The organism is Arthrobacter sp. Rue61a (genome assembly GCF_000294695.2).
In the GTDB taxonomy this organism is placed as follows: Bacteria; Actinomycetota; Actinomycetes; order Actinomycetales; family Micrococcaceae; genus Arthrobacter; species Arthrobacter aurescens_A.
The window spans coordinates 3,977,958-3,999,221 of sequence record NC_018531.1; the positions used below are offsets into that span (position 1 = coordinate 3,977,958).

A 21,264-nucleotide genomic window follows, 5' to 3' on the forward strand; every position below is an offset into this window, starting at 1 on the left:
GAAGGACACTATGGGTGGGCGGAAGGCCCACAGGGTGAAAAGGTGGAACTAGGTGGTGATCGGAGCGAAATTAGGGGTCATTTGGGTGCCCCTAGGTGGTGAATAGGGGTTGACTAGGTGGTGCTGCGTCAGCGTCTGATGGCATGACTTAGGGCTCCGCCTTGGAACGGCTATGCTGGGGCCCTCGACGATTGGGGGCGCCTGAACATGAACAAGATCCACCGCAAAAGCGCCAACAGCTATTGGCTGACGTTGGCTGGCTGTTACGGGCTAACCATTGGCGTAGCCACCATGACAGCAATGCCGTGGCTTTTGATTGTGGGCGGCGTTTTCATCGTCTTCCCCTTGATCGTGGGGTTCTTTTACGGCCAGATCGGCCGGAAGGTCCAGTACCACCTCGCCCCGGAAAGACCGGCGATCGTCATTACTGCTACGGCATTCGCGATGGTGGCGCTGTTCCTGCGCGGCTCACCAATCGTCGCCTGGGCTGGTCCACTTCTGGGCTTGGTCACCTTCATCGGCACATATCTTTGCCTACGCCGTTACGGTCACTTCTATCGGAGTGCCCCCGAGTCTTCGCTCGATCGGGAAAAGGAGCACGCAGGCTGATCTCCAGCGGTCAGGCTCACTTCATCGGTCGCCCGTTAGCATGCCTTATGGAAACTTTCACCTGGTCAAAACCCTCCACCGATCACCCGGAGAAAAGCAAAGTGGCTGTTCTGCTTCCCGGTTCCGGATATCCGGTGGAGGGCCCGGTCCTCTTTTGGATAGGTGAAATGTTGGGTTCACTGGGTTGGCATGTTCAGGCTGTCCGATGGACTCCGGACGATGCGCCCACCACGGACCCTCATAAATTTGCTGCAACTGCCGCCAAGAATGCCTTTGCTGCCTCTCCCGATGCCGAACAACGTTTGGTTGTCGCCAAATCGTTCAGCACTTTTTGTATCCCTTGGGCGGAGGAGACCCTTATCCCCGGTATCTGGCTAACGCCCCTGCTCACGGATGAGCGGGTCAGAAGCACCATCGGCGCAACCTCGAAGGACGACCTGTTTGTCGGTGGTTCGCAGGACAAGCTGTGGGACGGCGGACGTAAGTCTGAGAGCGCCGGTACGTTCTTTGAGGTGCCCGGTGCCGATCATTCCCTGCAAATCCCGGAAGATTGGCGGGCCTCCCAGCAAGCTCAAGCCGACGTGTTCGAACGGATTGAGAAGTTCATCTCTGAGTTGGGAGCCTAATTGAAGCCCTCCACCACCTAGATGACCACATTTTGGGCACCTAGAGGCCCATCTCCAGCACTCAATTTCGGGCTTTTCGCCACCTAGGGCTGGATTCACATCGCATCCTTAATCGGGTTACCACTACGTCAACAGATCGGGTTCGATGGTGAAGTTCTTGTCACTAACAGCGGCGGCATTCTTTGTAGTTACTGCTGTAATCGCGTTCTTCGTTAGTAATCTCTTGCAGGGAGTCCTCTTGACCGCCGCCGCAGCAGCCTCAGTTGGCACGTAGCTCGTGAGTAAACGCGTCCCAAAGTGAGAACCGGCCAATCACTTTCTGTGGCCGGACGGTCCGCACGGCAAAACGGCACCTACGTTGGCTGGGTACGGTTTGGGCTAATCCGAAGAACTTTTGTTGATCTGCGTAGTGTTGCCCAAGAACTTCGAGCTCCGCGCTAGTCCCCCAAGGCCGCTCGCTTCTGTGGAGCATAACAAGGGTCCAACTTCCGTCTAACCTGCCAGCCGCCCCTCCGGACGTTGACGCTGGGACATCAAGGCAAGCCCGTACAGCAACCCGCGGGCCACACCGAACAACCACGGGAACGGTAGGTCGAAGCCTAGCCAGAACACCGCTTCGACAGGTAGGAGAGCCAGCCCGAGAACAAGCCCGGACCGGCGTCCCTTCCATGCGAGCCAGGCCGCCCACGACGCCACCAAGACCACCACCAGGAATGCCATCAGCAGCGTCACGAAGACCCAGCCTTCCAGGCCGTCCCACGGCCCCGCGTACATCGGAAACAGGTCCATGAACATCGGCAGATACCCGTTTTGGAGGAGGTAGATGCTGACTGGAATCGCAGGAATCCCGAACGCCGCCGCATAAATCCAGGTCAGCACGGCCGCCACACGCGCTTTCTGCATAGCCTTCCCTCGATTCGGCCCGCCCCGATCCACCGCTCAGTACAAGCAGATAGATCCAGTGTGGAACAGAGGATTCAGCGGTGGAAGCCCTTTGCGCCTAAGCTTCCTCGAACCAGCCCCGCGCAGGATTGGACACCTCGGGTGCCTCCCGGAAAACACCGGGCTGCGCCACCCAACCAACACCGTTGGCGATGACCTTCTGTATCTGCGGCTGGTGGTACACCGGGTATTCCTGGTCGCCGGGGCTGAAGTAGAAGATCCGGCCCTTGCCGCGCGAGAAGGTCACGCCGGAGCGGAACACCTCGCCGCCTTCAAAGGAGCTGATGAAGATCAGGTCGTCGGGCTCGGGAATGTCGAACAGTTCGCCGTACATTTCCTGCTTGGGGATCACGATGGGGCTCTCAATGCCGGCTGCGATCGGGTGCGAGGGCTTGACCGTCCATACGAGTTCGCGTTCGCCTTCGTTGCGCCATTTCAGCGAGCACGTGGTGCCCAGCAATCGAGTAAAGATCTTGGCGAAGTGCCCTGAGTGGAGAACCAACAAGCCCATACCGCCGAGGACGTGGCGCTGCACGCGTTCCACCACCTCATCAGCGACTTCCCCATGTGCGATGTGCCCCCACCACAGCAACACGTCGGTCTGCTCCAGCACCTCTTCGGAGAGTCCGTGTTCGGGATCGGCGAGTGTCGCCGTCGTGATTTCAGAGTCGGGGTAGAAGCCACGCAGCCCGGCGGCGATGGCGCCGTGGATTCCTTCCGGGTACATCTCGCCAATGGTTGCAGGCTCGTTGCGGGCCTCGTGCACGGCCTCGTTCCAGACGACAATCTTCAATTTCGCATCAGACATTTCAGAGCACCACTTCACGTTGTTCGAGGGCGGATTTGTAGCAAGCATCGAGCACCAGGGCACGGCTCAGGGCGAGTGAGCCGTCATGGCTTCCCCATACAGTTTCGCCACCGCGCACGGCGGCAATGAAATCGTCGACGACGGCCTGGTGGGCTCGCCCGGGTTCGGCCACAACTTCGAAGTCGGCGTTCTCGCCGTCCTTCTCGGTGAAGACGTGAACGTCCGCTACCGGGTTCTCGGAGGCGCCGACCGAGCGCAAGTCCGCTCCGCCGTCGGTCCCGTAAACCGTGAAGTCCATCAGGTCCTTCTCGTCGCGGTACGTGGCCCATCCTGCTTCCAAGATCAAAGTACCGCCGCCTTCCAGCCGGATGAACGCAGACGCGAAGTCTTCCACTTCAAATTTATGGCTGGAGTTCGAGGCTGTGTACCGGGCGTTGCCGCCGAGACCACGCGGGCCTAGCTCGGAATGGGTCGAGGCCGAGACGGCAAGCACCTTGGGTTCGCCCAGAAGGTGCAGCGAGTAGTCCAGCACGTGGACACCGATATCAGCCAGCGGACCGCCGCCGGCGAGTTCCGGGTTGGTGAACCAGCTGCCCAGCATCGGAATGCCTTGGCGTCGGAGCCACGATGCCTTGGCGTAGTACGGACGGCCCAGCGTGCCGGCGTCGATCACTTCCTTGAGCGCCTGGATGTCGCCGCGGCGGCGGTGATTGAACGCGACGTCCAGCACGCGGCCAGCCGTACGGGCGGCGTCCACCATCTGTTGACCTTCGACGGCGTTGCGCGCCAAGGGCTTTTCGCTCAGCACATGCAGTCCCCGCTCAAGCGACGCAATCGCAATGGGCGCGTGCAGGAACGTCGGCACGGCGACGCTGACGGCGTCGAGGCCTTCAAGCTCGATCATGTCTTCCCAGCGGGCGAAGGCATGCGGAATGCTGTATTCCTCCTTCAGCTGGGCAAGAAGGTCGGCTTCCATGCCGGCGACGGCGACAATTTCGACGCCGTCGATGTTGCTGTACGCCTTGAGGTGCTGCTGGCCGGCCCAACCGATGCCCACAACTCCCACTTTGAGGGTTCCGGACGGGGCCTGCTGCTGAATGCTCACGTTGTTCCTGTTCTTTCTGGGGTTTCTAGGTTTGGGGTTAGCCTTTGACGGCGCCGGCCGTCATGCCGGAAACGATGCGCTTCTGGCACACGAGCACCAGGATCACGAGCGGGACGGTGATGATCACCGACGCGGCGCTGATGGTGCCCAGGGGTTGGTCGAACTCGCTGGTGCCGCTGAAGAACGCAATCGCGACCGGCACCGGACGGGCTTCCGGCGAGGTGGTCAGGGTGACGGCCAGGAGGAATTCGTTCCAGACGGAAATGAACACCAGGATCGCCGTGGTCGCCAAGCCCGGGACGGCCAGCGGCAAAATCACCTTGCGGAAGGCGACGAACGGTGTGGCCCCGTCCATGTACGCGGATTCCTCCAGCTCACGCGGGATCTCCTTGAAGAAGGACGTCAGCGTGTAGATCGCCAGCGGCAACGCGAATGTCAGCTTCGGGATGATGAGGCCCAGCAATGTGTCGTACAGGCCGATTTCGCGCCAGATGGAGAACATCGGAGCCGCGATGGCGATGGCCGGGAACGTGGTGACCGAGAGGATGAGCGTCAGGATCATCGCCTTGCGGCGCATCTTCAGCCTGGCCAGCGCATACGCGGCGAAGGACGCGAAGACCAGCGCCACTGTTGTAGTCACGACGGCGATAATCACCGAGTTGCGCAAGGCCAGGAGGAACTCGGGGTTCTGGAAGACCACCAGATAGTTCTCGAGGGTCGGCTGGCTCGGGAAGAGCTCGCCTTGGGACAGGCTCGCTCCCTTCTTAAGGGAGGTGTTCACCAGCCAGTAGAACGGAATGAGCGAGAAGCCCATCACGGCAATGACGAACACCCATACCAGGGGGTGCAGTTTCGATTCCCCACGCAAGCGACGCTTCGGCGCCTTGGGGCGCTTGGCGAGTTCCGGCGTCGGGCGTTCTGCAGTCAGCGTGCTCATTGTTCCTCCTTCGCGACGTCGCGGATGTTGCCGCCGGCGAAGCGGACGTAGATGACCGAGACCACCATGACGGTGAGAAAGGTCAGGATGGACAGCGCCGAGCCTTCGCCCACCAGCCGGTTTTCGCGCAGTTGCGTGTAGGCGAGCATGGACATGGATTCGGTGCCGTTGGCGCCGCGGGTGAGGACGAACGGCAGGTCGAAGACGCGTAGGGCGTCCATGGTGCGGAAGATCGCGGCGAGGACGATCGCCGGACGTAGCAGCGGCAGGGTGATGTTCACGAAGGTCTGCCATTTGCTGGCGCCGTCGAGTTCCGCGGCCTCGTACGTTTCGGCGGAGATGACCTGCAGGCCCGCCAGGATGATGAGTGCCGCGAAGGGCGTGGTCTTCCAGACGTCGGCCATGACGATCACGGCCATCGCGTAGCCGTGCTCACCGAGCCACACCACATCGCCGCCCGGCAGCCCCAAGGTGGAGAGGACGTTGGTGACCAGGCCCATGTTGGGCTGGAACATCGTTTGCCAGGTGATGGCGCTGACCACCGTGATGATCGCGTACGGCAGCAGAACCACGGTGCGTAGGACGGCGCGGCCCTTGAATGCGAGGTTGAGCAGGAGCGCCATGGCCGTGCCGAGGATGAGTTCCAGGCTGACCGAGAGGCCCGCGAAGAGGAACGTCTGGCCGAACGCAGCCCACCACTCCTGGTTTGCGAGGGCGTTGATGTAGTTTTCCAGTCCGACAAAGCGGGACAGGCCGGCGGTGCGGACGCTGTACTGGTTCAGCGAGAGCCAGATCGCGTAGCCGATGGGGACCGCCGCAACCAGCGCCATGATGACCAGCGACGGGGCGGTCATGCGGAACGCGAGCTTACGTTCGGCGCGGTCGCGGCCGCTTGTCTTCGCTGGGCCGCGGCTTGCCGGGATTGTCTTTATGGCCATGACTAGAAGCTCGCCTTGGCGGTGGTGATTTCCTCGGCCATTTTCTGCACGGCCTCCTCGGTGGAGGCGGTGCCGGAGAGGACGGCGTAGACGTTCTTGTAGATCGCCTGGCTGATCTGCGGGTAGACCGGGGAGATCGGGCGCGGCTTGGCACCCTTTACCGAGGCGAGGAGTTCCGTGGCGAACGGCATCTTCTGCAGAACCGCTGGATCGGAGTAGGCAGCTTCGTTGACCGGGGCCTGCGAGTAATCCATGGCCACGTGCTTCTGCCAGTCCGGGCTGGTGGCGAAGTCGATGAACGCTACAGCTCCGGCTTGGTTGGTGGAGTGGGCGGAAATCGCCAAGTTCCAGCCGCCTAGCACGCCGGAAGCCTTGCCGCCTTCCCATGCCGGCAACGGCGCGACGGCGAAGCTCGACGCCAGCGGTGTCGCGTTCAACAGCCGGTACACGTGCGGCCAGTTGCGCTGGTATCCGAAGTCGCCGGACTCGTAGGCGAGGCGGGCCGGGTCTTCGTTGTAGGTGAGGACGGCGCGGTCCGCCGAGCCGTTCTTGAGGCCCTCGCTCATGAAGTTGAGGACGTCGCGGGTTTCCTTGGAGTCGATTTTGACGTCGCCCTGGTCGTTGAGGACTTCGCCGCCTGCGCTGTAGAGCATTTCGAGGAAGTTCACCGTGAGGCCCTCGTACTGCTTGCCCTGGTAGACGTATCCGTTGCCGGGAGCCTTGGCGGCTTCCGCGTAGAGCTGCTGCCAGGACTCGGGCTTGGCTACTTTGTCCTTCTGGTAGTAGATCAATCCGGCGTTGGTGAAGAACGGCGAGCCCCAGTACTTGTCCTGGTACTTTGTGGTTTCCACTGTGGAGGGAATGAGCCGATCCTTGTTGGCTTCCACCAACTTGGTCTGATCCAGCAGCCAGCCCTGGGAGGCGAACTCGGAGGTCCAGATGACGTCCGTGACGAAGAGGTCACACTCGGTGGACTTGCCCTCGAGCCGCTGCACAATCTGCGTGCGCGCCTCATCCGTGGTGGCACCGATCTCGGTGTACTTGGCCGTGACCTTGCCATTCGCCTTGGTGAACGCCTCCGCAGTGCCCTTGTAGATGCCGCTCGCGTCCTTGACACCGCAGATGTTGACGGCACCACTGGCATTAGCGCCCGACGCCGGATCGGCAGCTGCCGCTTGTTCCGCACCTTGGGGCGTGGCTCCCCCGCCGCATGCGCTGAGGAGGAGGGCTGCGGCGATTGCGGTCGCTGCCAGTGCTTTTCTGTTTCGTGCGGCTTTGTTCTGGAGCGGGAGAGCAGGTCGGTTCAAGTCCACAAGTGGCTCCTTTGGGTCTGTGGGCGGTGGCGTTCAGTGCGCGTTTCGGCTGGCCCGCGTGCTGAGGGTGGCTTCTTTGCCGGTGGTTCTTGTGATCCATGGAATCGATTCCAAACGTGGTCAAAAGAATCGGCCTCGCGGCCGTGGAATCGATTCCAAAGTAGTGTGACAGGGACCACTGAGGGCTGTCAACCCTCTTTATTTTGTGGAGTCTCGGATGACGAGTTCGTGCGGGAGGAAGGTTCTTCCTTTGCGGTGTGAGCCCTCGACGGTCATCCGCTCCAAGAGTTCAGCGAAGGCGACTCGGCCCATTTCATAGGCCGGCTGCCTCACCGTGGTCAGCTCCGGGACGCACATTTCTGCTTGGGCAGAGTCATCGAAACCGGCTACGGCGATGTCGTCGGGAACTCGTAGGCCGGCGTCGGTGAGTTCTCGAACGCAGCCGGCTGCGACTACGTCGGTGCCGCAGAAAACGGCGTCGGGGAGGTCTTTTGCTTCCAGGAGCTTCTTTGTCAGTGCTCTACCCGCATGGAAACCGAAGTTACCCTCGCCGAACAGGATCTGGTCCGACTCCAGACCTTGCTCCGTGAGCGCTTGGCGGAAACCTTCTTCCCTGAGTCGCCCCGAGAGGGCACCCCTATGGGCGAGCATGGCCAGCTTCTTCGCACCCGTGTCTATCAGGTGCTTGGTGATGTCGTAGGCTGCTTGGCGGTCATCGATGGACACCCCGAACGCTGCTTCGGCGTCGACGATTTCACAGACCTGGATGACGCTTAGTTGCTCGGCGACTGAGTTGACCTCGTCGTCCGGCATCGTGGGCGAGAAGATCACCAGGCCATCCACTGAGCCGTTCCGGAGCATGTCCACGAGTTGCTGTTCGCGGTCCCGGTCTCCGTCGGTTGCTGCGATGAGGCTCACGTAGCCGTAGTCGGCGGCGGCGTCGCCTACTCCTCGGAAGACTTCGCTGATTACGAGGGAGTCTAGGTTCTTGGCCAAGGCCAGGACGCGCATGGTGCGGTCCCTTCTTAGGTCCCGCGCCGAGGCCAGAGGGCGGTAGCTCAGCTCCTTTATGGCGGCGTTGACCTTCTCCTTGGCCGACGCGCTGACAGCCGGGCTCCCGTTCAAGACGCGCGACACAGTGCCAACGGACACTCCCGCCGTCCTGGCGACGTCCTGAACTGTCGGCCGAGCCATTCGATTGTCCTTCCGTGAGCAGTTCTGCGGCTTCTGCATAATTGCCGCGGCATGCCCAGCGACGCTCCTCAGCTTAGTCGGAGGACGGGGCACGAGCTGGACTGACGATCAGGGGCAGGCCACCTTCGGACGAGCGGCCCCCAAATCGACTTTGATGAGAAGAACATTGTGCCAGGGGCTCACCGCGCCTGGATCTTGCCTTGAAGACATATGAGCAGGCGTTGCTGCCCATATGGCATGCTTTCTCCGTCCCCTTCGCGAACAAAGCAAAACCGAATACAGGCAGACATGGACGAAACAGGATACACAGCCACACTGGGAGAACTGAATGCTCCCGGACCTGACGGTTTCTCCCGTCAAACCACAGCAACACCCACACGGCAATTAAGCATTCGGGACGGAAATGGCCTGACAGTATTCACAGCTAGAACCGCAGACACGCCCGAGGCGGCCGACAGGCACATAAGATCCGCCGGCTTCCAGCGAACAAGCGACTGGCTGGATGGTGCTTGCAGCGTGAACCGGATTCCCGCCACAACTCTTCGGCGCAAACGGATATTGGTTTTCGGATCAGTGGTGGCTGCGCTGATTGTTGTCATTGGAGGATGCAGTGCACTCAATGCTGCGCGACAAAGCAAACCCACACCGACAGCGACGTCCACCTATGTCCCACCATTCACTGCTTCCGGGACACTAACTATCGAATCCACGACGAGCATCAAACGGAATCTCCACAATGTGTACGACCGGTCCAATGACAATTGCTCCCCAATGGGAGGATACGAGGATCTTGCCTTGGATACAGCCGTGGAAATCACGGGCAACAACGGCAAAGTTGTCGCCGTAGGAAGGATCAAAAGCGGAAAGCAATCGCCGGAGCCCAAAAACTGTGTGCTTTCCTGGGCGGTGGACAATGTCCCTTCCGGCCAGCTTATCTACACCATCAGTTTCGGCCATCGCAGCCCGGTAACACTGACAGAGCAGGAACTCCGCAGCGGCTACGAAGGATCCATAGGTAGCGGCTCCTGATACGGGCGGCAGCTAGCTCTTCGCCTCGATGGGGCCGTGGCCGCAGCCCGGTCCGACGGCCTCTCGTGGGACAGAATCGGCAGGGCCTTCTGCATGACCCGGCAAGGAGCCCGAAGTCGCTTGGACTCCCCGGCAACCGGCCAGGAAGATCCCCTTATCCAGGCCAGCTGCGGACGGTATACAGAACTTGCCAAGGCATAGACACGGTCGTGATCAAACCTTGGTAGAACATGAAGATAGCGTCAGCGGGCAAAGTCTGCCTCATAAAACTGACCCCGGTCATCGACCGGGGTCAGGAAGCCTAGGCGGGATTCGAACCCGCGACCTCGAACTACGTTTCAGGTAGGCGCTCTATCCTCTGAGCTACTAGGGCACGAAGTGCTGGCAGGACTCAAAGAGTTGAGTAACACCAGCATCCCGTGCGAGGTCCACTAAATGTACCACGCCACGGGATGGATGCTGGCAAGCTTGGGAACGGCTGGCCGAGGGACCCAGGTAATACTTGATCCCTAGCGTCGGCTCTTCTTTCTCTTGCCAGGATTTAGCCTTTTTGTTGCCCTCCGAGCAGAAGGCGGTATCGGTCGGGCCGTAAATTCTGCAGGCAGAAGGCCCATGGATTTGGCCAGGGCATCAAGTTCTGGCCTGTCACTTGGTGGCGAGTTGTCGTAGCGTACCGACCGGATATTTGCGCGCTGATCAAGCAAGACCATGAGCGCCCGATCTGATGCAATTTGGTATTTCTTCGTTGTCCCGTACGTGGCCAGGCGGTCGCTTGCCACCTGATGGGTCATGCCCGCCGGCTGTGTGCCAACGAAAAGCGCTGGGTACCCCCAAGCGCCAGGGAAACCTACGAAGAGGCTGTGCGGTTCGCTGTCGTTCTTAGTAGCGGTGATCAATGACTGGATCTGTTCGACTAGGTTGTCTTGAGCTTCACCACTGAGATTCAGCAGATCTGCTGAAAAGCGAAACCATCCTGGCTTCTTCCCATCCTGCAGAAAATCCACAAGACTAAGGAGCTTTGGATGGGATTTGAACCTAGGCTTGGCCACGGGCTCCTCTGTCGAGCCCTCCTGATAATAGATCCATGCATCGAGCGGATCCGTGTGGGTCATTACGCGCGTCGGGACGGCGCTATCTCGATAGCGCCGTCTGTCTTGACCGGATGGACGCCGAACACCAAGAAACTCTTCGCTCGTTCGGTCCGGATCTGGCTCAACATATAGATTCCCTGAAAGAAACAGCATGAAAAGATCGAGCTCATCGATGGCCCAGAATTTTAGTGAGACCTCCGACTCGGTGCGTCGGCGTAGGTAAAGAAGAAACTCGGCTGGGCGATCGAGCACTTCCGAAATGATGGCGAGATCGGATAGGGAAACAACCCAAGGAAACCGGTCAGTCTTAATTACGTCACCGCGAACCAATTCGTCGAGGGCCGTTCCGAGAGGGCCAATGTCGTCGAGGCAGATGGCGATTGACCGTATCTCTCGGACTCCTGACAGGTCGAACCAAGTCTTGTCTTCAAGCCAGAGCCCGCCGTTGGCGCGAATTAGCCCCTCCAGGCGGAGAGCTTGGTCAGTTGCATCCCCAACGGTAGAGCGCAGGTCGCCGGTTAGGCGCTGAACGTGCCCGCCTCGTGCTTGGTGCGACATGCTTCGTCCTTTGACTTCGACGCAAACTGCGACGTCTTCGATGAGGAATAAGACGTCGGACTCGGTCTGCTCGGCTATGGACGTAATCTCGCTTGCTGTCGAGGACAGGCGTTCCAGGTTCACTCCTGGATTCGGCCTGAAGTACTTGAGGTTAACGTGGGTGGCATCGGCTCCCAGCAGCGTTGTCAAATACTCGACGGAAAATTGCTCACTTACGCCCAAGCGGCGCTTCTCATATCGCTTCCAACGGCCGGACTTTTCCTTCAGCTTCGCTTCGACAACCAGTCGCAAACAATCTGTTCCGATAGGAACGCCCAGACCCACGTAACTGCCTGCGCCGTCGCCAATTAGAGACGCACCCCGCAAGGGGTTATCGCCTGCCAGAAACGACTGGACTGCAGCGACAGGATCCCTTTCGCCTGCGAACGATACGCTGAAGAGATCGAATATCGCCTGCACTCGGTCTTCTGGCACATCTGAACCATGCGCGATCTCTGAAGCAGTAAAACTGGCGCGTTCGCCTGGGAAGACCATGAAGTCATAGAGCGCAGCCTTGCCCTCCTCAGTTCTGGCCGAGCTTTGATTCTTGCCCCCGCCGGCCCTCCATTCATGGGCTATTTGACCAACTGTTTCTCCCGCTGAATTCAATCGGTCCCAGTAGACCGTATCGATGGTCGTACGTACAGCCAGGAAATCTTCATAAGTGAAGCCAATGCTGTCAAGGAGAAGCGTCCCCAAGTGCTTGCTGCTGAACAATGCTTCATTGATTGCTTCATGTATGTGTGCATACTGCTTGAACTTCACGTTGAGCTCGTGGCCCACGTATGTGGCAGCCAGTGTCGTAAGGGGCCCAAATTTCTGTGACTCGCCCTCCGAGAGCAGCATGAATTGCCCAACGCTGAGCATTGTGTGCGCGCGTTCGTGAAGGTTCGGGACTAAGCGAGAGGGCTGAGAACCTTTCGGATCGACGCCTGGCAGCAGACGTCTCCCTCGCGCCAGCAGAATCAGGGCAACCAGTTCAACGGCCGCAGGCAGTTGTCCGGCGAGACTCTCTCGGCGTCCCGCAAGCACCATTGGTGTTTCGTGATTCCTCATCAGTTCAATGACGTCAAAGGCATCCGCTTGATTGACCGCCTTGGCAATCGCTTCTACGTTCTCCCGGATGGCTTCGGGTCCGCGAGCAACAAGATCAGGAAGTGTTTCCCCCGGGCCAAGGTTGGCCAAGGACGTGGCCATACTCTGAACGAGGGATTCTGCAGCCACTTCGTCCGCTGCAATTATTCGACGGAGCCGTGCGTCTTTTTTCGGTGTCACTTCGATGGTGTCTTTCGGTTCTACTAGGTCGCCAGGCTTTAGTCAGTTGTGTTCGGTGACTTGCTTAGCGGCCGAGGTGTTGTGCCTGAGTGCGGGCGCGTTGTGCGGGGTTCGCGTTGATCTTGCCGGTGGTGTTGCCAGCTCCGGCAGCTGCGAGGGCTGCCGGGTATTTCTGCTGGGACTCCCCGAATTGTTTGGCGGCGATTCCACGTTCGGGAGCTCCTGCTGCGCGCATCCTGGCCTGTTTCCCTCTCGTTCTCAGCGCAACTGGCGGACATCTAGTCAACCCGGTCGTTGGTCCACGCCAGCTCGTCATGACTCGGTCCGTTCGACCCACAGTACTGACAGATCCACATTCCAGAGTCGAAACTCATCGGCAAGGCTTACTAGTCGCATCCGGCTGAATGCATAGAGGCTGTCGGCCGTGACCGGCCGGTCTCGGCACATCACGATAACGACTTTGCGGGGACGGTCGGGGACCCAGGATACGTCGCCACCAGCTTCTAGGACTCTGTCCCTTAGTGCCTTCCTTGCCGAGGCGTCCTGAAGCAGCGTTTGCGTTGATACCGCGGCCTGTGCGAGAAGATGGCTGAGGGGGGAACTTTTGTCGACTCTTTTCACATGAATGAAAACTTGATCTGGGGTCAGGATGTCGCACGCCTCAAAGCCATCGGCATTGGAATCACAAATGATGCCCTTGGCATCAAGGTTTACCCCTCCAAGCTTTTCCGTTGCCAGCTGGTTGTAGTTTGCTTCTGTTCCTCCTTGCCACCGCGGCAGGTTCGGAACAGGCGATGGCCGATCGAAAATTGACTGAGTCTTTGCCGCCAGGCGCTCGTTGAGCTGACGGTCAAGCTCATACCATTGGCCGTCATGCAGACAGTATCGGCCGGCATCGTTGGCGAGAGTTGTCTCAAAGACAATCCACCGCTTTGCCGGGAGGACGCTACTGACCGGATCCTCGTCATCGGCGACTGCCTGTACTTTCATGGAATCGAGACGTCGCACCCTTTGACCGGCAGGAAGCTCAGCAAGGGGCTCAAGTAGCGTGTCCAGACTCGGTTCCCGAAGAGTGCCATCGTTGAAACCACGCGGGGCACCAGAAATGCGGAAGTGGCTGATCGGCACAGCAACGTCTGCTGCTTCCGTGGGCCACGCAAGCCCAATGTCCTCTTGACCATCGACACCCAGAGCAGAGTCCAGCGCGTCTTGGAGAAGCTCCCAGCGCGCATCTGACCGCTTCACGGCCTGAAGTTGTTCGATCTCCCTGAGTCGGGGCTGCGGCTTCATCAATAGGAGATTTTCTAAGGCGTCGAGATCTTCCAGCATGAGCCTAGGTTCCCTGGCGATCGGGAGCTTGACTGCGTCGGCCCCTCTGATTTCTATTGGGCCGGTTCCCTTGATCCGCCTTGCATGCATTCCGCTGAGTTCAGCGGGAGCAACAACACGAGAGATCAGGTCAGCTAGCCCTCCGACGCCGTAGGCCGTGAGGTCATCACCCCCCGGAATGGACGTCCGCGAGACCAACGCCCGCTGATCCAAACGCGAATGGGTGACCGATTTCAAATGGTCTGGATCTGCTTGCCTGACTGCCAGCTTTCGCCCAATTCCCGTCACGATTCGGGAAGGCTCCAGAGCATGGAGGCCCATGCCGAACGATAGCGCCCACGTTTTCCTTGCCGCTCGCGCGGGCAGAAGGAGGATAGCGGCCGCGGTGGACTGGCCGACTGACGAAACCTCTTGGTCATCGATCCAGTCCCCCAGGGGCTCCGACCACTTCGCACGTTCCCTCTGAACGCTTCCCTTGAGGAGCATGCCAGCCCGACCGGCTACGGAAACTTCCGCTACCGTAAACTCCTCGCGTTCCCTGTACGAGCGTCGTATGTGCCGCCTGACGTCCATGGCACCATCAAGCAAATAGATCGTCACCGCAAAGAGCTCGCTGAGCTGGCTGCCTCGAGCCATCCCTGATCAGCCCCTACTCGAGCGGGGGTCGCTGCCCGGTCGAATCGTGTCCTGTTGTCGGATGGTTCCGTTCAGCGCCCGCACCTGCATTTCCCCTCCCCCACTGTTGCCCAGGATCTGACGGGCTCGGACGACAGCTGCTGCCTGCGTATCAGCAACCGCAGAAGGCCTCTGCGCGCCAGGCTTCCTGACTTCAAACAGGCCGTCGTTCCGCTTCTGCACAACCCTCTTATTGGTTCCCATTCCTGTACTCCATTCATGTGGAAAGACACCCGATCCGGGCGCCAGGTCGTTGATCCCGAGGAGCAACTGAACCCAACAGTAGGTCTCCACAATCCGGAAAGCAAGCGATTTGCTTGATTTTTCGCAGATTTCTACAGTGGTTGCTACATTTCACTGATAGATACATAGACTATCGGCATTGTGCTTTACTTACTGTATGTACTCATGGGATGCAGAAGCACGCAGGTACCTTGATTCGCTGACCGAGAGCCTTCGAGGATCAGGCTTGATGGAGTGGCTCACCACAACAATTTCGGATGTCTGGTCAATCAACATGGACAGGTATGAGCCCGCTTCGCTCGGCGACACTGCCCGCGCCTTCGGCGTCTTGTCTTCCGACAACATTCAGCAACGGGCGCTAAGGGCCTCACGAGAGGGGCAAGGTCCGTGGGGGGAGGGCCGAGCGCGAGCCACCAATCCAGAAGGATCCCTATTGATAACAGCCAGCGGAGTAGACATCCATATCCTCAAGGCACCCCGAACGGGCAGCCGAACGCCCGCTTGGGAACGTGACTTTAAATGGACCACCAAAAGCTACTCGCGATTGAATGCATCTGCCCGCAACACCCTCATCAAAGGCCCAGTGACGTCAACAGCCGGCCAGACTGCGCTATTTGAGACAACACCGCAATCAGGCAACGAAGCTTCCAACACGTTCTCCGATGTTTTTCTCGTGTGGAGCGGCGACGAAACCTCTGGACTCACGGCTGGCTGGCTGGGAATACCGGTCCTCGGGCCAAGCCCTTGGGTCGCTGTAAGCCCGCCCCTATGGTGGGACGAAACGGGCAGGTCCTCCATTAGGTCAGCTCCTTTGCCAGCGCTCCCGACAGACGCGGCAAACTTTGACAGCCTCGAAGAGCCGAAGCCCACTATCCGGATGAAGCCTTTGGTTTCAAAGGAAGAACAGTCATGAATCAAGAATCTGACCAACTGACTGCTGCACGCAGGCGCCGTGCAGGGGGCACCGTCGTTGATTTCGATGGACAGCGACTGGCGGTGGCGAGAAGGTTAAAGCGCCTCCAGCGAACAACTCTCGCTTCGCACGCTGGCGTCACGCCCGCCGCGGTGACCCAGTTCGAAAAAGGGCAAAGCCGGCCAACTCGGCCAGTAATGGTGCAACTCGCACTGGCTCTCGGTGTACCAGTCGAGTATCTGCAGTTGGGACGGCCGATCGCTAGCTTGCCGTCTTCTGAAGCGCATTTCCGGTCCTTGCGGGCGACGCCTGCTTTGACCCGTGATCAAGCGCTTGCCTTTGCCGAGACAGCCTTGGCGGTCGTCGACGTGCTGGAGCAGTACGTTGAATTGCCTGAAGTGAACTTGCCTTCCTTCTTTTTGCCCGAGTCTCCCAGCGATACAGATGTTTCTGCCGCCGCGTCAGAGGTACGGAAGGCGTGGAAGGTTCCGACGGGTCCGGTTGCAAACGTAGTGAGGCTACTTGAAGCCAACGGCGTTTTGTCGCTTAGACTTCCGGACTTTGTTGATCCGGCCGTAGATGCTTTTTCCACGAACTCTGGGCACCGCCCACTAGTCCTACTTTCCCCACAGAAAGACGACAAGGCCCGCAGCCGCTTCGATGCCGCCCATGAACTGGGGCATTTGGTGATGCATGAGGGCGTTGCCCCAGGTTCCAAACTCGTTGAAAATCAGGCTCATGCCTTTGCAGCAAGCTTTCTAATGCCTGAAGTCGAGATCATACGAGACCTTCCTAAGCGTATGGATTGGGAGAGAATGCATGAGGCCAAGAAGAAGTGGGGTGTAAGCCTGAGAGCGCTCTGTTTCCGCGCTCATCGGCTCGGCATCTGGTCGGACGCGCTGTATCGGAGGGCCAATCAGCACCTGTCGGCCATGGGGCTTCCTGAGCCTGGACCCCTAGGCCCACCGGAGTCGCCCTCCGTTCTGGAGCAAGCGAACGCTCTATTGTCCTCCGAGGGGATTTCCCTGGAGGAGATTGCAGCTTCCAGCAGATTCCCTCTAGCTCAGATCGAAGATGTGATCGCATCTGGCAGCGGAAGAAAGCAGCGGAAGCTCGTCGTTGTAAACCCTCACTGACATTCCAGCAAGAACTGCCACCTGCAAATTCGGGATGTATGGGCAGTTATGAAGTTGGCAGTGGAGTAAGGGCAAATCGATATCGTAGCCAGGGGTGGGGCCAGCTTGACGGATCGGTCCGCTATCGACGTTTGCGAGCGAGCCGCAATTACGCCACGGAGTCGGGCACTCGGTGCGGGCCTCGCCGCCACGGGCTTCTGCATTGGTAATCGGACAACTTGAAGGTGGGGACCAGATCGTGACCGATGAACACAGACGGCTTCCGACCTGCCGCTTCGAACGCTTGCAGGGTGCCGACGTTGCCGCCCCCGATGGAGTAGACCGCACTTATGCCTGGGTGCTCGTTGAGGGCTTCGCCCATCAGCCGTAGCGTCGTGCGATCCAGTCCGTCGCTGGCTGGCAGATAAAGGACTGTCCGCTCGGGATCCAGGGAACGTATGGTTGAGCGAAAACCTATCTCCCTCTCCTCCTCCCCGCGGAAAAAGTCGTTGCTCACGGTGATGGCAACTTCCCCCGGCCGACGCAGGGTCCTGACCGTAGGAAGGCGATCGCGCTACCAACCCATAGACGTGAGAGTATTCCAGCGTGAGTAACCCGCATAGCTTCTCGTCCGGAACAGAAAAAGCTCTCTTCCGGCTCTCCGTCGGCAACTGCTATTTCCCGGGATGTTTGAAACCGATAATAGAAGAGGTGGCAGGTAAGCCCATCGTGGGTGTTCAAATTGCACACATCAGGGGGGCTGAACCAACCGCCCCGCGGTACGACGTCAACATGACCGATGAGGAACGCGCTGCCTTTCCCAACCTGATCCTGCTTTGCCAGCCCCATCACACCACCATCGACCGAGTGAGTCCGCAGGACTATTCCGTAGAAACTCTTGAGGAGTGGAAAAAGCAAAACGAACCACAGGGCGGCGTCGAGGCACTTCGCGGTCTCACCGAATCAACTCTGGAAGGCCTCATTGAGGATGCGGTAGAAAAATCCGGACGTACACGCGATGTTCGAGTTGACATCTCGTGCGGACTACAGACCGGTGGTGCCGCCTGGACCACGCTGCCATTCGAAATTCTGAGCCAAAACGAAACCTTGCTAGGTCTGCCGAAGCAACTCTGCGTAAACATCAGTAATGTCGGATCCACAGACGTTAGTGTTGAGGCGATCCAGATCCTTACTGAACATGAAGGAATCGAGGGGAATCCTCGCTTCTTGCCGAACGTACGTTTCTCGGAGCAGTACCCACGTTTACCCTATCGGCTGCTAAACGGTGCCTCGGAGAAATGGTTTGTGCCATTTGCGGCGCTACAGATCATGCAAGCAGCTATCCTCGATGCAACGGGAGGCCTTTCAACCTCGGGCATCTTCGTCTTGGTGCAACTGGCCACTGGTGAGGAATCAGAATCATTTTCGGTGCCATGGTCTCTCATTGAGCCCATACTTCCCATTTCGAACAACTGAGGGCGACGTGACAGGAGAGCACGACTTCGATCTTCGAGGCTATGCCGACTGGTCTCGTTGGATGCCTTTTGACGAAGCCGCAAAGGAAGCAACGAGAAGTCCCGGTGTGTACATTGCCCGGGAAATGGTCACCGGGCAAATTGTCTATGTTGGTCGAGCAGGCGAACGACAAGGCAAAGGAGTTCGCGGGCGGCTACAGGTATACAGCAGCGGAAAGGGCGCTGCCAGTGGTTTAGGCGAGGCTTCATTCGACCGCGCCCTTGCTGATTCAGCTTGGCTAAAAGCACAGCTCGTGCAACTGGAAGCCGGGACGGTTTCGAGAACTCTCGAATGGGCAAAGGCTGCGATTGACCGGGCATGCTTGGAGTTGTGCTGGGCTTCGACTACGGATGGGAAAGCGGCACAGCTCCTGGAAAAGAAAATTGACGCCGCCCTGCGTCAGACTGACCACACGCTGTGGAACAAGTAAACAACGGTGCCGGCGTCGGAATGATCTCTACGGCTATCGCAAGGATGACTTCACCGTTACGGGAGAGCAACCGTCTTCGAACGCCCAAGCCTCGCCTTCCTATGCCTGCGTCAGTGTAAGTTCCCGAGATAGTCGAGCTCCCTCCGGAGGTTTCACTGCCGGGCACTGGAAGGGTGCTGCATCGCGCCAGTGTCTAGACGGTGACACCAAGCTCCGGTTCGAAGTCGTCGTCGGGGTCGGTCGTCAGCGCTGCAGGTAGGGGCAGCCCGTACTTTTCACAGAGGAAGCGGGTCTGACAGTACCGTTGGGCGTCTGCTGCCACACTGCCGAGCACCATTGAATTTGTGCTTGCCCCGATCAGGATGCCGAGGAACGGTAGCGCCTTGGCCACGCTCTGTACCGGGACCCTTGCACCTGCCGGCCCAAGGTGTTTCAGGAGGTTTTCGACCCCAACAAGCACCCGGTGGTCGGCCCGAAGTTTCTCGGACCACCGGACGCGGTCCTTGACCGCGCTGAAAGCGCGGGCCGTTTCCCGCAATGGCTCAGTCTTGACCGCCTGGGCAATGAAAGATCGACGCACTAGGCGTTGGATGAAGGCCTGTTCATCGGGGTCTTTGGCGTCATACCCATAGGAGTACGCGATTCGGGCTGCGATCGACGTGCTGAGAACCTGGATGACGAGGATGTCTGCGGTCATTGCACCCAGGAACCCGGCAACAGGGACCAGTGCGAGGACGCCCATGGCGCCGCCTTCCAGTGCGCCCGCGGTTCGCCACGTGAGGGTGTTGAAGGTCAGCAGGCGGTCGCAGGTTTTCAAGTCTTGGTCGCCTAGTTCGGCGAAGGTAGTGATTTCTGTGCCCTTCTTACGGGCGAGCTTTTCCACATTTCTTGGGTCATTCAGCTCCAGGGCCCAGTCGTTGACCAGCTCGAGCAGGGCTGCGGCACCTTCCAACGCTGGGCGTGCGGCCTTATCCGCGACGGCGTTCCCTGCTCTGCGGATGGGTTCCCTCACACTCTCGGGTACAGCGTCTGCGACCGCGGTCGCGGCACTGCCAAGCGCGTTTCCTGTGTATGTCAGGGTATTGCTTGCCCAGTTCGGTAACCCGCGTCGGTTGTCGCGGTGTTGCCAGTGCTTGTTGAGGGCATCCCATACTTGTTTGTCGTACGGGCTCATGGTGGTTTGCCCGTCCGTTGGGTCTGTGATGTCAGTGCTCATTGAAGTTCCGTTTCGGTTGCGTACGCCAGGTGTGGGGGCGGTCAGGCATGGCCTGTCGGCTTCCACAGCGAGAGTCCGTTAGTTGTTGGTGAGGATGTTCCAAAGGATCAGGTCGTGGGCGTGCCTTGCCTTGTCATCACCGCGGAAGTCCGCTTCCTTAACAGTCCCGCCGGTGTCGATGCCAATGCTGGAAGTCGACGCGAACCTGCCCATCATTGATTTGTTTGAGAGCATCGAGACTGAGCGGATGTTCTTGTATGGGACGGAGACGACTGCGACTTTGTTTCCGACAAAGCTTTTGTCCTGAAGGATCACGCGCATGTTGGTGATGCCTACAAAGCCTGTTCCTACACCGATACAGTCGTAAACGGCGTAGACGATTTCTCCTTGTAGCAGTCCTGCCCGGATCTGTTCCAGTTGCTCGGGCCGGTCATGAATAATGTCAGTCATTGGTCCACTCCCCGCTTAGTCGCGCAGGGGAACGCCTTGCGCGTCCCGCTGAAAGTAGGAGGCACCGGCAAGGATCATAATGCCCTCGATCACGCCCCAGAGCCCGACCAGCCCGAAGGTAAAGATGCCAACCACGAGCGTGAGCACGAGCTGGATGATTCCAATAGTTGCGTAGCCGAGGTGGAAGCGGTGGATACCGAATCCGCCCAGGAAGATACCGAGCAATCCTGCCGCGATTTTAGACTTAGGCTGCGGGTACCCATAGGACGGGTTCGTTAGCGGGGGTTGCGCCGAATACTGCGGCTGCTGAGGCATCGGAGGCTGCGCTGAGAACTGCGACTGCTGCGGAGCTGGCGGCTGAGCCGAGTATTGGGGCGCGGTGGCCTGTGGTTGGAACGGCGCCTGATTCTGAGCTGACGCGTAGGGATAATACGGTGGCGTGCTGTGTCCGTCTTGTGGTGGAGTGTTCTGGTCAGGATAGGGGGAAGTCACGCTGTTGCCTTTCGGAGATTGATGGAGCAATCTATGGCGACTGGCGGCATTCCACGATGGCATCCCCCAGAATCCATGAGCCGTCATCATTTTCGCTGAACCATCGACGATTTCCTTGATAGCTGCCCAATGTTTCGATCCGAGTGTCGAGTCCCTCCCGCGGCTTAGTCCTATCGGGGCATTGACTGCCCGAACCCTGATTGCCGATAACAACGCATATGTCATGTAGAGCCCGGCGTACTTCATCAGAGGAATAAAGGCCGCAGCCCCAACCAGGGCTGCGGGTGGAGTTTCTTGGTCAGGTGCGTCGTCTCCGACGCTCGGCGGACGTGGCGGGACGGCTGAAGTTCTAACTGACAGGATGGCAATCCTACGGACTACCCAAGAACACAGGAAGTAAGGGTAGTCAGCGCGTCCTCCCT

At 59.2% G+C, this 21,264-nt stretch carries 22 protein-coding genes and 1 tRNA gene; 6 read left to right on the forward strand and 17 right to left on the reverse strand.

The window, feature by feature from the left end; genetic code table 11:
- Positions 1-207 precede the first annotated feature (207 nt).
- Both ARUE_RS24805 and ARUE_RS24810 read left to right on the forward strand, forming a co-directional pair.
- Positions 208-609 carry a hypothetical protein gene (locus ARUE_RS24805; protein WP_210065908.1) on the forward strand — a complete coding sequence of 134 codons (402 nt, stop codon included), beginning with the start codon at positions 208-210 and terminating at the stop codon, positions 607-609.
- Positions 610-656: 47 nt separating this feature from the next.
- Positions 657-1,235 carry a hypothetical protein gene (locus ARUE_RS24810; RefSeq protein WP_286139803.1) on the forward strand — a complete coding sequence of 193 codons (579 nt, stop codon included), beginning with the start codon at positions 657-659 and terminating at the stop codon, positions 1,233-1,235.
- Between the two features lie 492 nt (positions 1,236-1,727).
- Here ARUE_RS24810 and ARUE_RS18070 read toward each other — a convergent pair whose 3' ends face one another.
- The 7 genes from ARUE_RS18070 to ARUE_RS18100 all read right to left on the reverse strand — a co-directional run bounded on the left by ARUE_RS18070 (position 1,728) and on the right by ARUE_RS18100 (position 8,472).
- Positions 1,728-2,138, reverse strand: coding sequence for a hypothetical protein (locus ARUE_RS18070; RefSeq protein ID WP_014922775.1), 411 nt, complete (start codon positions 2,136-2,138; stop codon positions 1,728-1,730).
- Positions 2,139-2,235: 97 nt separating this feature from the next.
- Positions 2,236-2,985: a ThuA domain-containing protein gene (locus tag ARUE_RS18075; protein WP_014922776.1), complete on the reverse strand. Its 750-nt coding sequence runs from the start codon at positions 2,983-2,985 to the stop codon at positions 2,236-2,238.
- Position 2,986: 1 nt separating this feature from the next.
- Positions 2,987-4,090, reverse strand: coding sequence for a Gfo/Idh/MocA family protein (locus ARUE_RS18080; protein ID WP_014922777.1), 1,104 nt, complete (start codon positions 4,088-4,090; stop codon positions 2,987-2,989).
- Positions 4,091-4,127: 37 nt separating this feature from the next.
- Positions 4,128-5,027, reverse strand: coding sequence for a carbohydrate ABC transporter permease (locus tag ARUE_RS18085; RefSeq protein WP_014922778.1), 900 nt, complete (start codon positions 5,025-5,027; stop codon positions 4,128-4,130).
- On the reverse strand, positions 5,024-5,965 hold the full coding sequence (locus tag ARUE_RS18090) for a carbohydrate ABC transporter permease (RefSeq protein ID WP_014922779.1): 942 nt from the start codon (positions 5,963-5,965) through the stop codon (positions 5,024-5,026). Before ARUE_RS18090 ends, ARUE_RS18085 begins: the two co-directional genes overlap by 4 nt.
- 2 nt (positions 5,966-5,967) lie before the next feature.
- The gene (locus ARUE_RS18095) at positions 5,968-7,278 is read right to left on the reverse strand and encodes an ABC transporter substrate-binding protein (RefSeq protein ID WP_014922780.1); all 1,311 of its coding nucleotides are present in this window, start codon (positions 7,276-7,278) and stop codon (positions 5,968-5,970) included.
- 198 nt (positions 7,279-7,476) lie between these two features.
- Entirely contained in the window at positions 7,477-8,472 is a 996-nt protein-coding gene (locus tag ARUE_RS18100; protein WP_043470685.1) for a LacI family DNA-binding transcriptional regulator, read from the reverse strand.
- A 771-nt stretch (positions 8,473-9,243) separates the two neighbouring features.
- On the opposite strand from ARUE_RS18100, the gene ARUE_RS18105 reads away from it, so the two are divergent.
- Positions 9,244-9,501, forward strand: a complete 258-nt coding sequence (locus ARUE_RS18105; RefSeq protein WP_043470687.1) for a hypothetical protein — start codon at positions 9,244-9,246, stop codon at positions 9,499-9,501.
- A 298-nt stretch (positions 9,502-9,799) separates the two neighbouring features.
- Here the strand turns inward: ARUE_RS18105 and ARUE_RS18110 are convergent.
- The 6 genes from ARUE_RS18110 to ARUE_RS24210 form a co-directional block, all read right to left on the reverse strand.
- Positions 9,800-9,874 (reverse strand) — tRNA-Phe (locus ARUE_RS18110).
- Positions 9,875-10,010: 136 nt separating this feature from the next.
- Positions 10,011-12,413: a hypothetical protein gene (locus tag ARUE_RS18115; protein ID WP_286139804.1), complete on the reverse strand. Its 2,403-nt coding sequence runs from the start codon at positions 12,411-12,413 to the stop codon at positions 10,011-10,013.
- A 115-nt stretch (positions 12,414-12,528) separates the two neighbouring features.
- On the reverse strand, positions 12,529-12,699 hold the full coding sequence (locus ARUE_RS24205) for a hypothetical protein (protein WP_162486188.1): 171 nt from the start codon (positions 12,697-12,699) through the stop codon (positions 12,529-12,531).
- A gap of 77 nt (positions 12,700-12,776) precedes the next feature.
- Complete coding sequence (locus tag ARUE_RS18120; RefSeq protein WP_014922785.1) at positions 12,777-14,429, reverse strand: DUF6119 family protein; 1,653 nt, start codon at positions 14,427-14,429, stop codon at positions 12,777-12,779.
- A gap of 6 nt (positions 14,430-14,435) precedes the next feature.
- Positions 14,436-14,672, reverse strand: coding sequence for a DUF2188 domain-containing protein (locus ARUE_RS25025; RefSeq protein ID WP_043470689.1), 237 nt, complete (start codon positions 14,670-14,672; stop codon positions 14,436-14,438).
- Between the two features lie 189 nt (positions 14,673-14,861).
- Positions 14,862-15,020 (reverse strand): hypothetical protein, encoded by a 159-nt coding sequence (locus ARUE_RS24210; protein ID WP_162486189.1) that lies wholly within the window; start codon positions 15,018-15,020, stop codon positions 14,862-14,864.
- Between the two features lie 600 nt (positions 15,021-15,620).
- Between ARUE_RS24210 and ARUE_RS18130 the strand changes: the two genes are divergently transcribed.
- Complete coding sequence (locus ARUE_RS18130) at positions 15,621-16,760, forward strand: XRE family transcriptional regulator (protein ID WP_014922787.1); 1,140 nt, start codon at positions 15,621-15,623, stop codon at positions 16,758-16,760.
- Positions 16,761-16,908: 148 nt separating this feature from the next.
- Here ARUE_RS18130 and ARUE_RS18135 read toward each other — a convergent pair whose 3' ends face one another.
- On the reverse strand, positions 16,909-17,256 hold the full coding sequence (locus ARUE_RS18135; RefSeq protein ID WP_014922788.1) for a type 1 periplasmic-binding domain-containing protein: 348 nt from the start codon (positions 17,254-17,256) through the stop codon (positions 16,909-16,911).
- A gap of 89 nt (positions 17,257-17,345) precedes the next feature.
- Here ARUE_RS18135 and ARUE_RS23460 point away from each other — a divergent pair, with 89 nt between their 5' ends.
- Both ARUE_RS23460 and ARUE_RS18145 read left to right on the forward strand, forming a co-directional pair.
- Entirely contained in the window at positions 17,346-18,215 is an 870-nt protein-coding gene (locus ARUE_RS23460) for a hypothetical protein (RefSeq protein WP_014922789.1), read from the forward strand.
- 7 nt (positions 18,216-18,222) lie between these two features.
- Complete coding sequence (locus tag ARUE_RS18145) at positions 18,223-18,684, forward strand: hypothetical protein (protein WP_014922790.1); 462 nt, start codon at positions 18,223-18,225, stop codon at positions 18,682-18,684.
- A gap of 193 nt (positions 18,685-18,877) precedes the next feature.
- Here ARUE_RS18145 and ARUE_RS18150 read toward each other — a convergent pair whose 3' ends face one another.
- From ARUE_RS18150 to ARUE_RS25030, 3 genes are all read right to left on the reverse strand, one after another.
- A complete protein-coding gene (locus ARUE_RS18150; RefSeq protein ID WP_014922791.1) occupies positions 18,878-19,900 on the reverse strand; it encodes an EcsC family protein in 1,023 nt (340 codons plus the stop codon).
- Between the two features lie 78 nt (positions 19,901-19,978).
- Positions 19,979-20,350 (reverse strand): PH domain-containing protein, encoded by a 372-nt coding sequence (locus tag ARUE_RS18155; protein ID WP_014922792.1) that lies wholly within the window; start codon positions 20,348-20,350, stop codon positions 19,979-19,981.
- Between the two features lie 15 nt (positions 20,351-20,365).
- On the reverse strand, positions 20,366-21,088 hold the full coding sequence (locus ARUE_RS25030; RefSeq protein WP_014922793.1) for a TM2 domain-containing protein: 723 nt from the start codon (positions 21,086-21,088) through the stop codon (positions 20,366-20,368).
- Positions 21,089-21,264: the final 176 nt, after the last annotated feature.

What these genes read in the sequence shown, in the direction of transcription:
- ARUE_RS24805 (WP_210065908.1), top strand. Translation starts at nt 208, where the DNA reads ATGAACAAGATCCACCGCAAAAGCGCCAACAGCTATTGGCTGACGTTG.
- ARUE_RS24810 (WP_286139803.1), top strand. Translation starts at nt 657, where the DNA reads ATGGAAACTTTCACCTGGTCAAAACCCTCCACCGATCACCCGGAGAAA.
- ARUE_RS18070 (WP_014922775.1), bottom strand. Translation starts at nt 2,138, where the DNA reads ATGCAGAAAGCGCGTGTGGCGGCCGTGCTGACCTGGATTTATGCGGCG.
- ARUE_RS18075 (WP_014922776.1), bottom strand. Translation starts at nt 2,985, where the DNA reads ATGTCTGATGCGAAATTGAAGATTGTCGTCTGGAACGAGGCCGTGCAC.
- ARUE_RS18085 (WP_014922778.1), bottom strand. Translation starts at nt 5,027, where the DNA reads ATGAGCACGCTGACTGCAGAACGCCCGACGCCGGAACTCGCCAAGCGC.
- ARUE_RS18090 (WP_014922779.1), bottom strand. Translation starts at nt 5,965, where the DNA reads ATGGCCATAAAGACAATCCCGGCAAGCCGCGGCCCAGCGAAGACAAGC.
- ARUE_RS18100 (WP_043470685.1), bottom strand. Translation starts at nt 8,472, where the DNA reads ATGGCTCGGCCGACAGTTCAGGACGTCGCCAGGACGGCGGGAGTGTCC.
- ARUE_RS18105 (WP_043470687.1), top strand. Translation starts at nt 9,244, where the DNA reads ATGGGAGGATACGAGGATCTTGCCTTGGATACAGCCGTGGAAATCACG.
- ARUE_RS24205 (WP_162486188.1), bottom strand. Translation starts at nt 12,699, where the DNA reads ATGCGCGCAGCAGGAGCTCCCGAACGTGGAATCGCCGCCAAACAATTC.
- ARUE_RS18120 (WP_014922785.1), bottom strand. Translation starts at nt 14,429, where the DNA reads ATGGCTCGAGGCAGCCAGCTCAGCGAGCTCTTTGCGGTGACGATCTAT.
- ARUE_RS25025 (WP_043470689.1), bottom strand. Translation starts at nt 14,672, where the DNA reads ATGGGAACCAATAAGAGGGTTGTGCAGAAGCGGAACGACGGCCTGTTT.
- ARUE_RS18130 (WP_014922787.1), top strand. Translation starts at nt 15,621, where the DNA reads ATGAATCAAGAATCTGACCAACTGACTGCTGCACGCAGGCGCCGTGCA.
- ARUE_RS18150 (WP_014922791.1), bottom strand. Translation starts at nt 19,900, where the DNA reads ATGAGCACTGACATCACAGACCCAACGGACGGGCAAACCACCATGAGC.
- ARUE_RS18155 (WP_014922792.1), bottom strand. Translation starts at nt 20,350, where the DNA reads ATGACTGACATTATTCATGACCGGCCCGAGCAACTGGAACAGATCCGG.
- ARUE_RS25030 (WP_014922793.1), bottom strand. Translation starts at nt 21,088, where the DNA reads ATGAAGTACGCCGGGCTCTACATGACATATGCGTTGTTATCGGCAATC.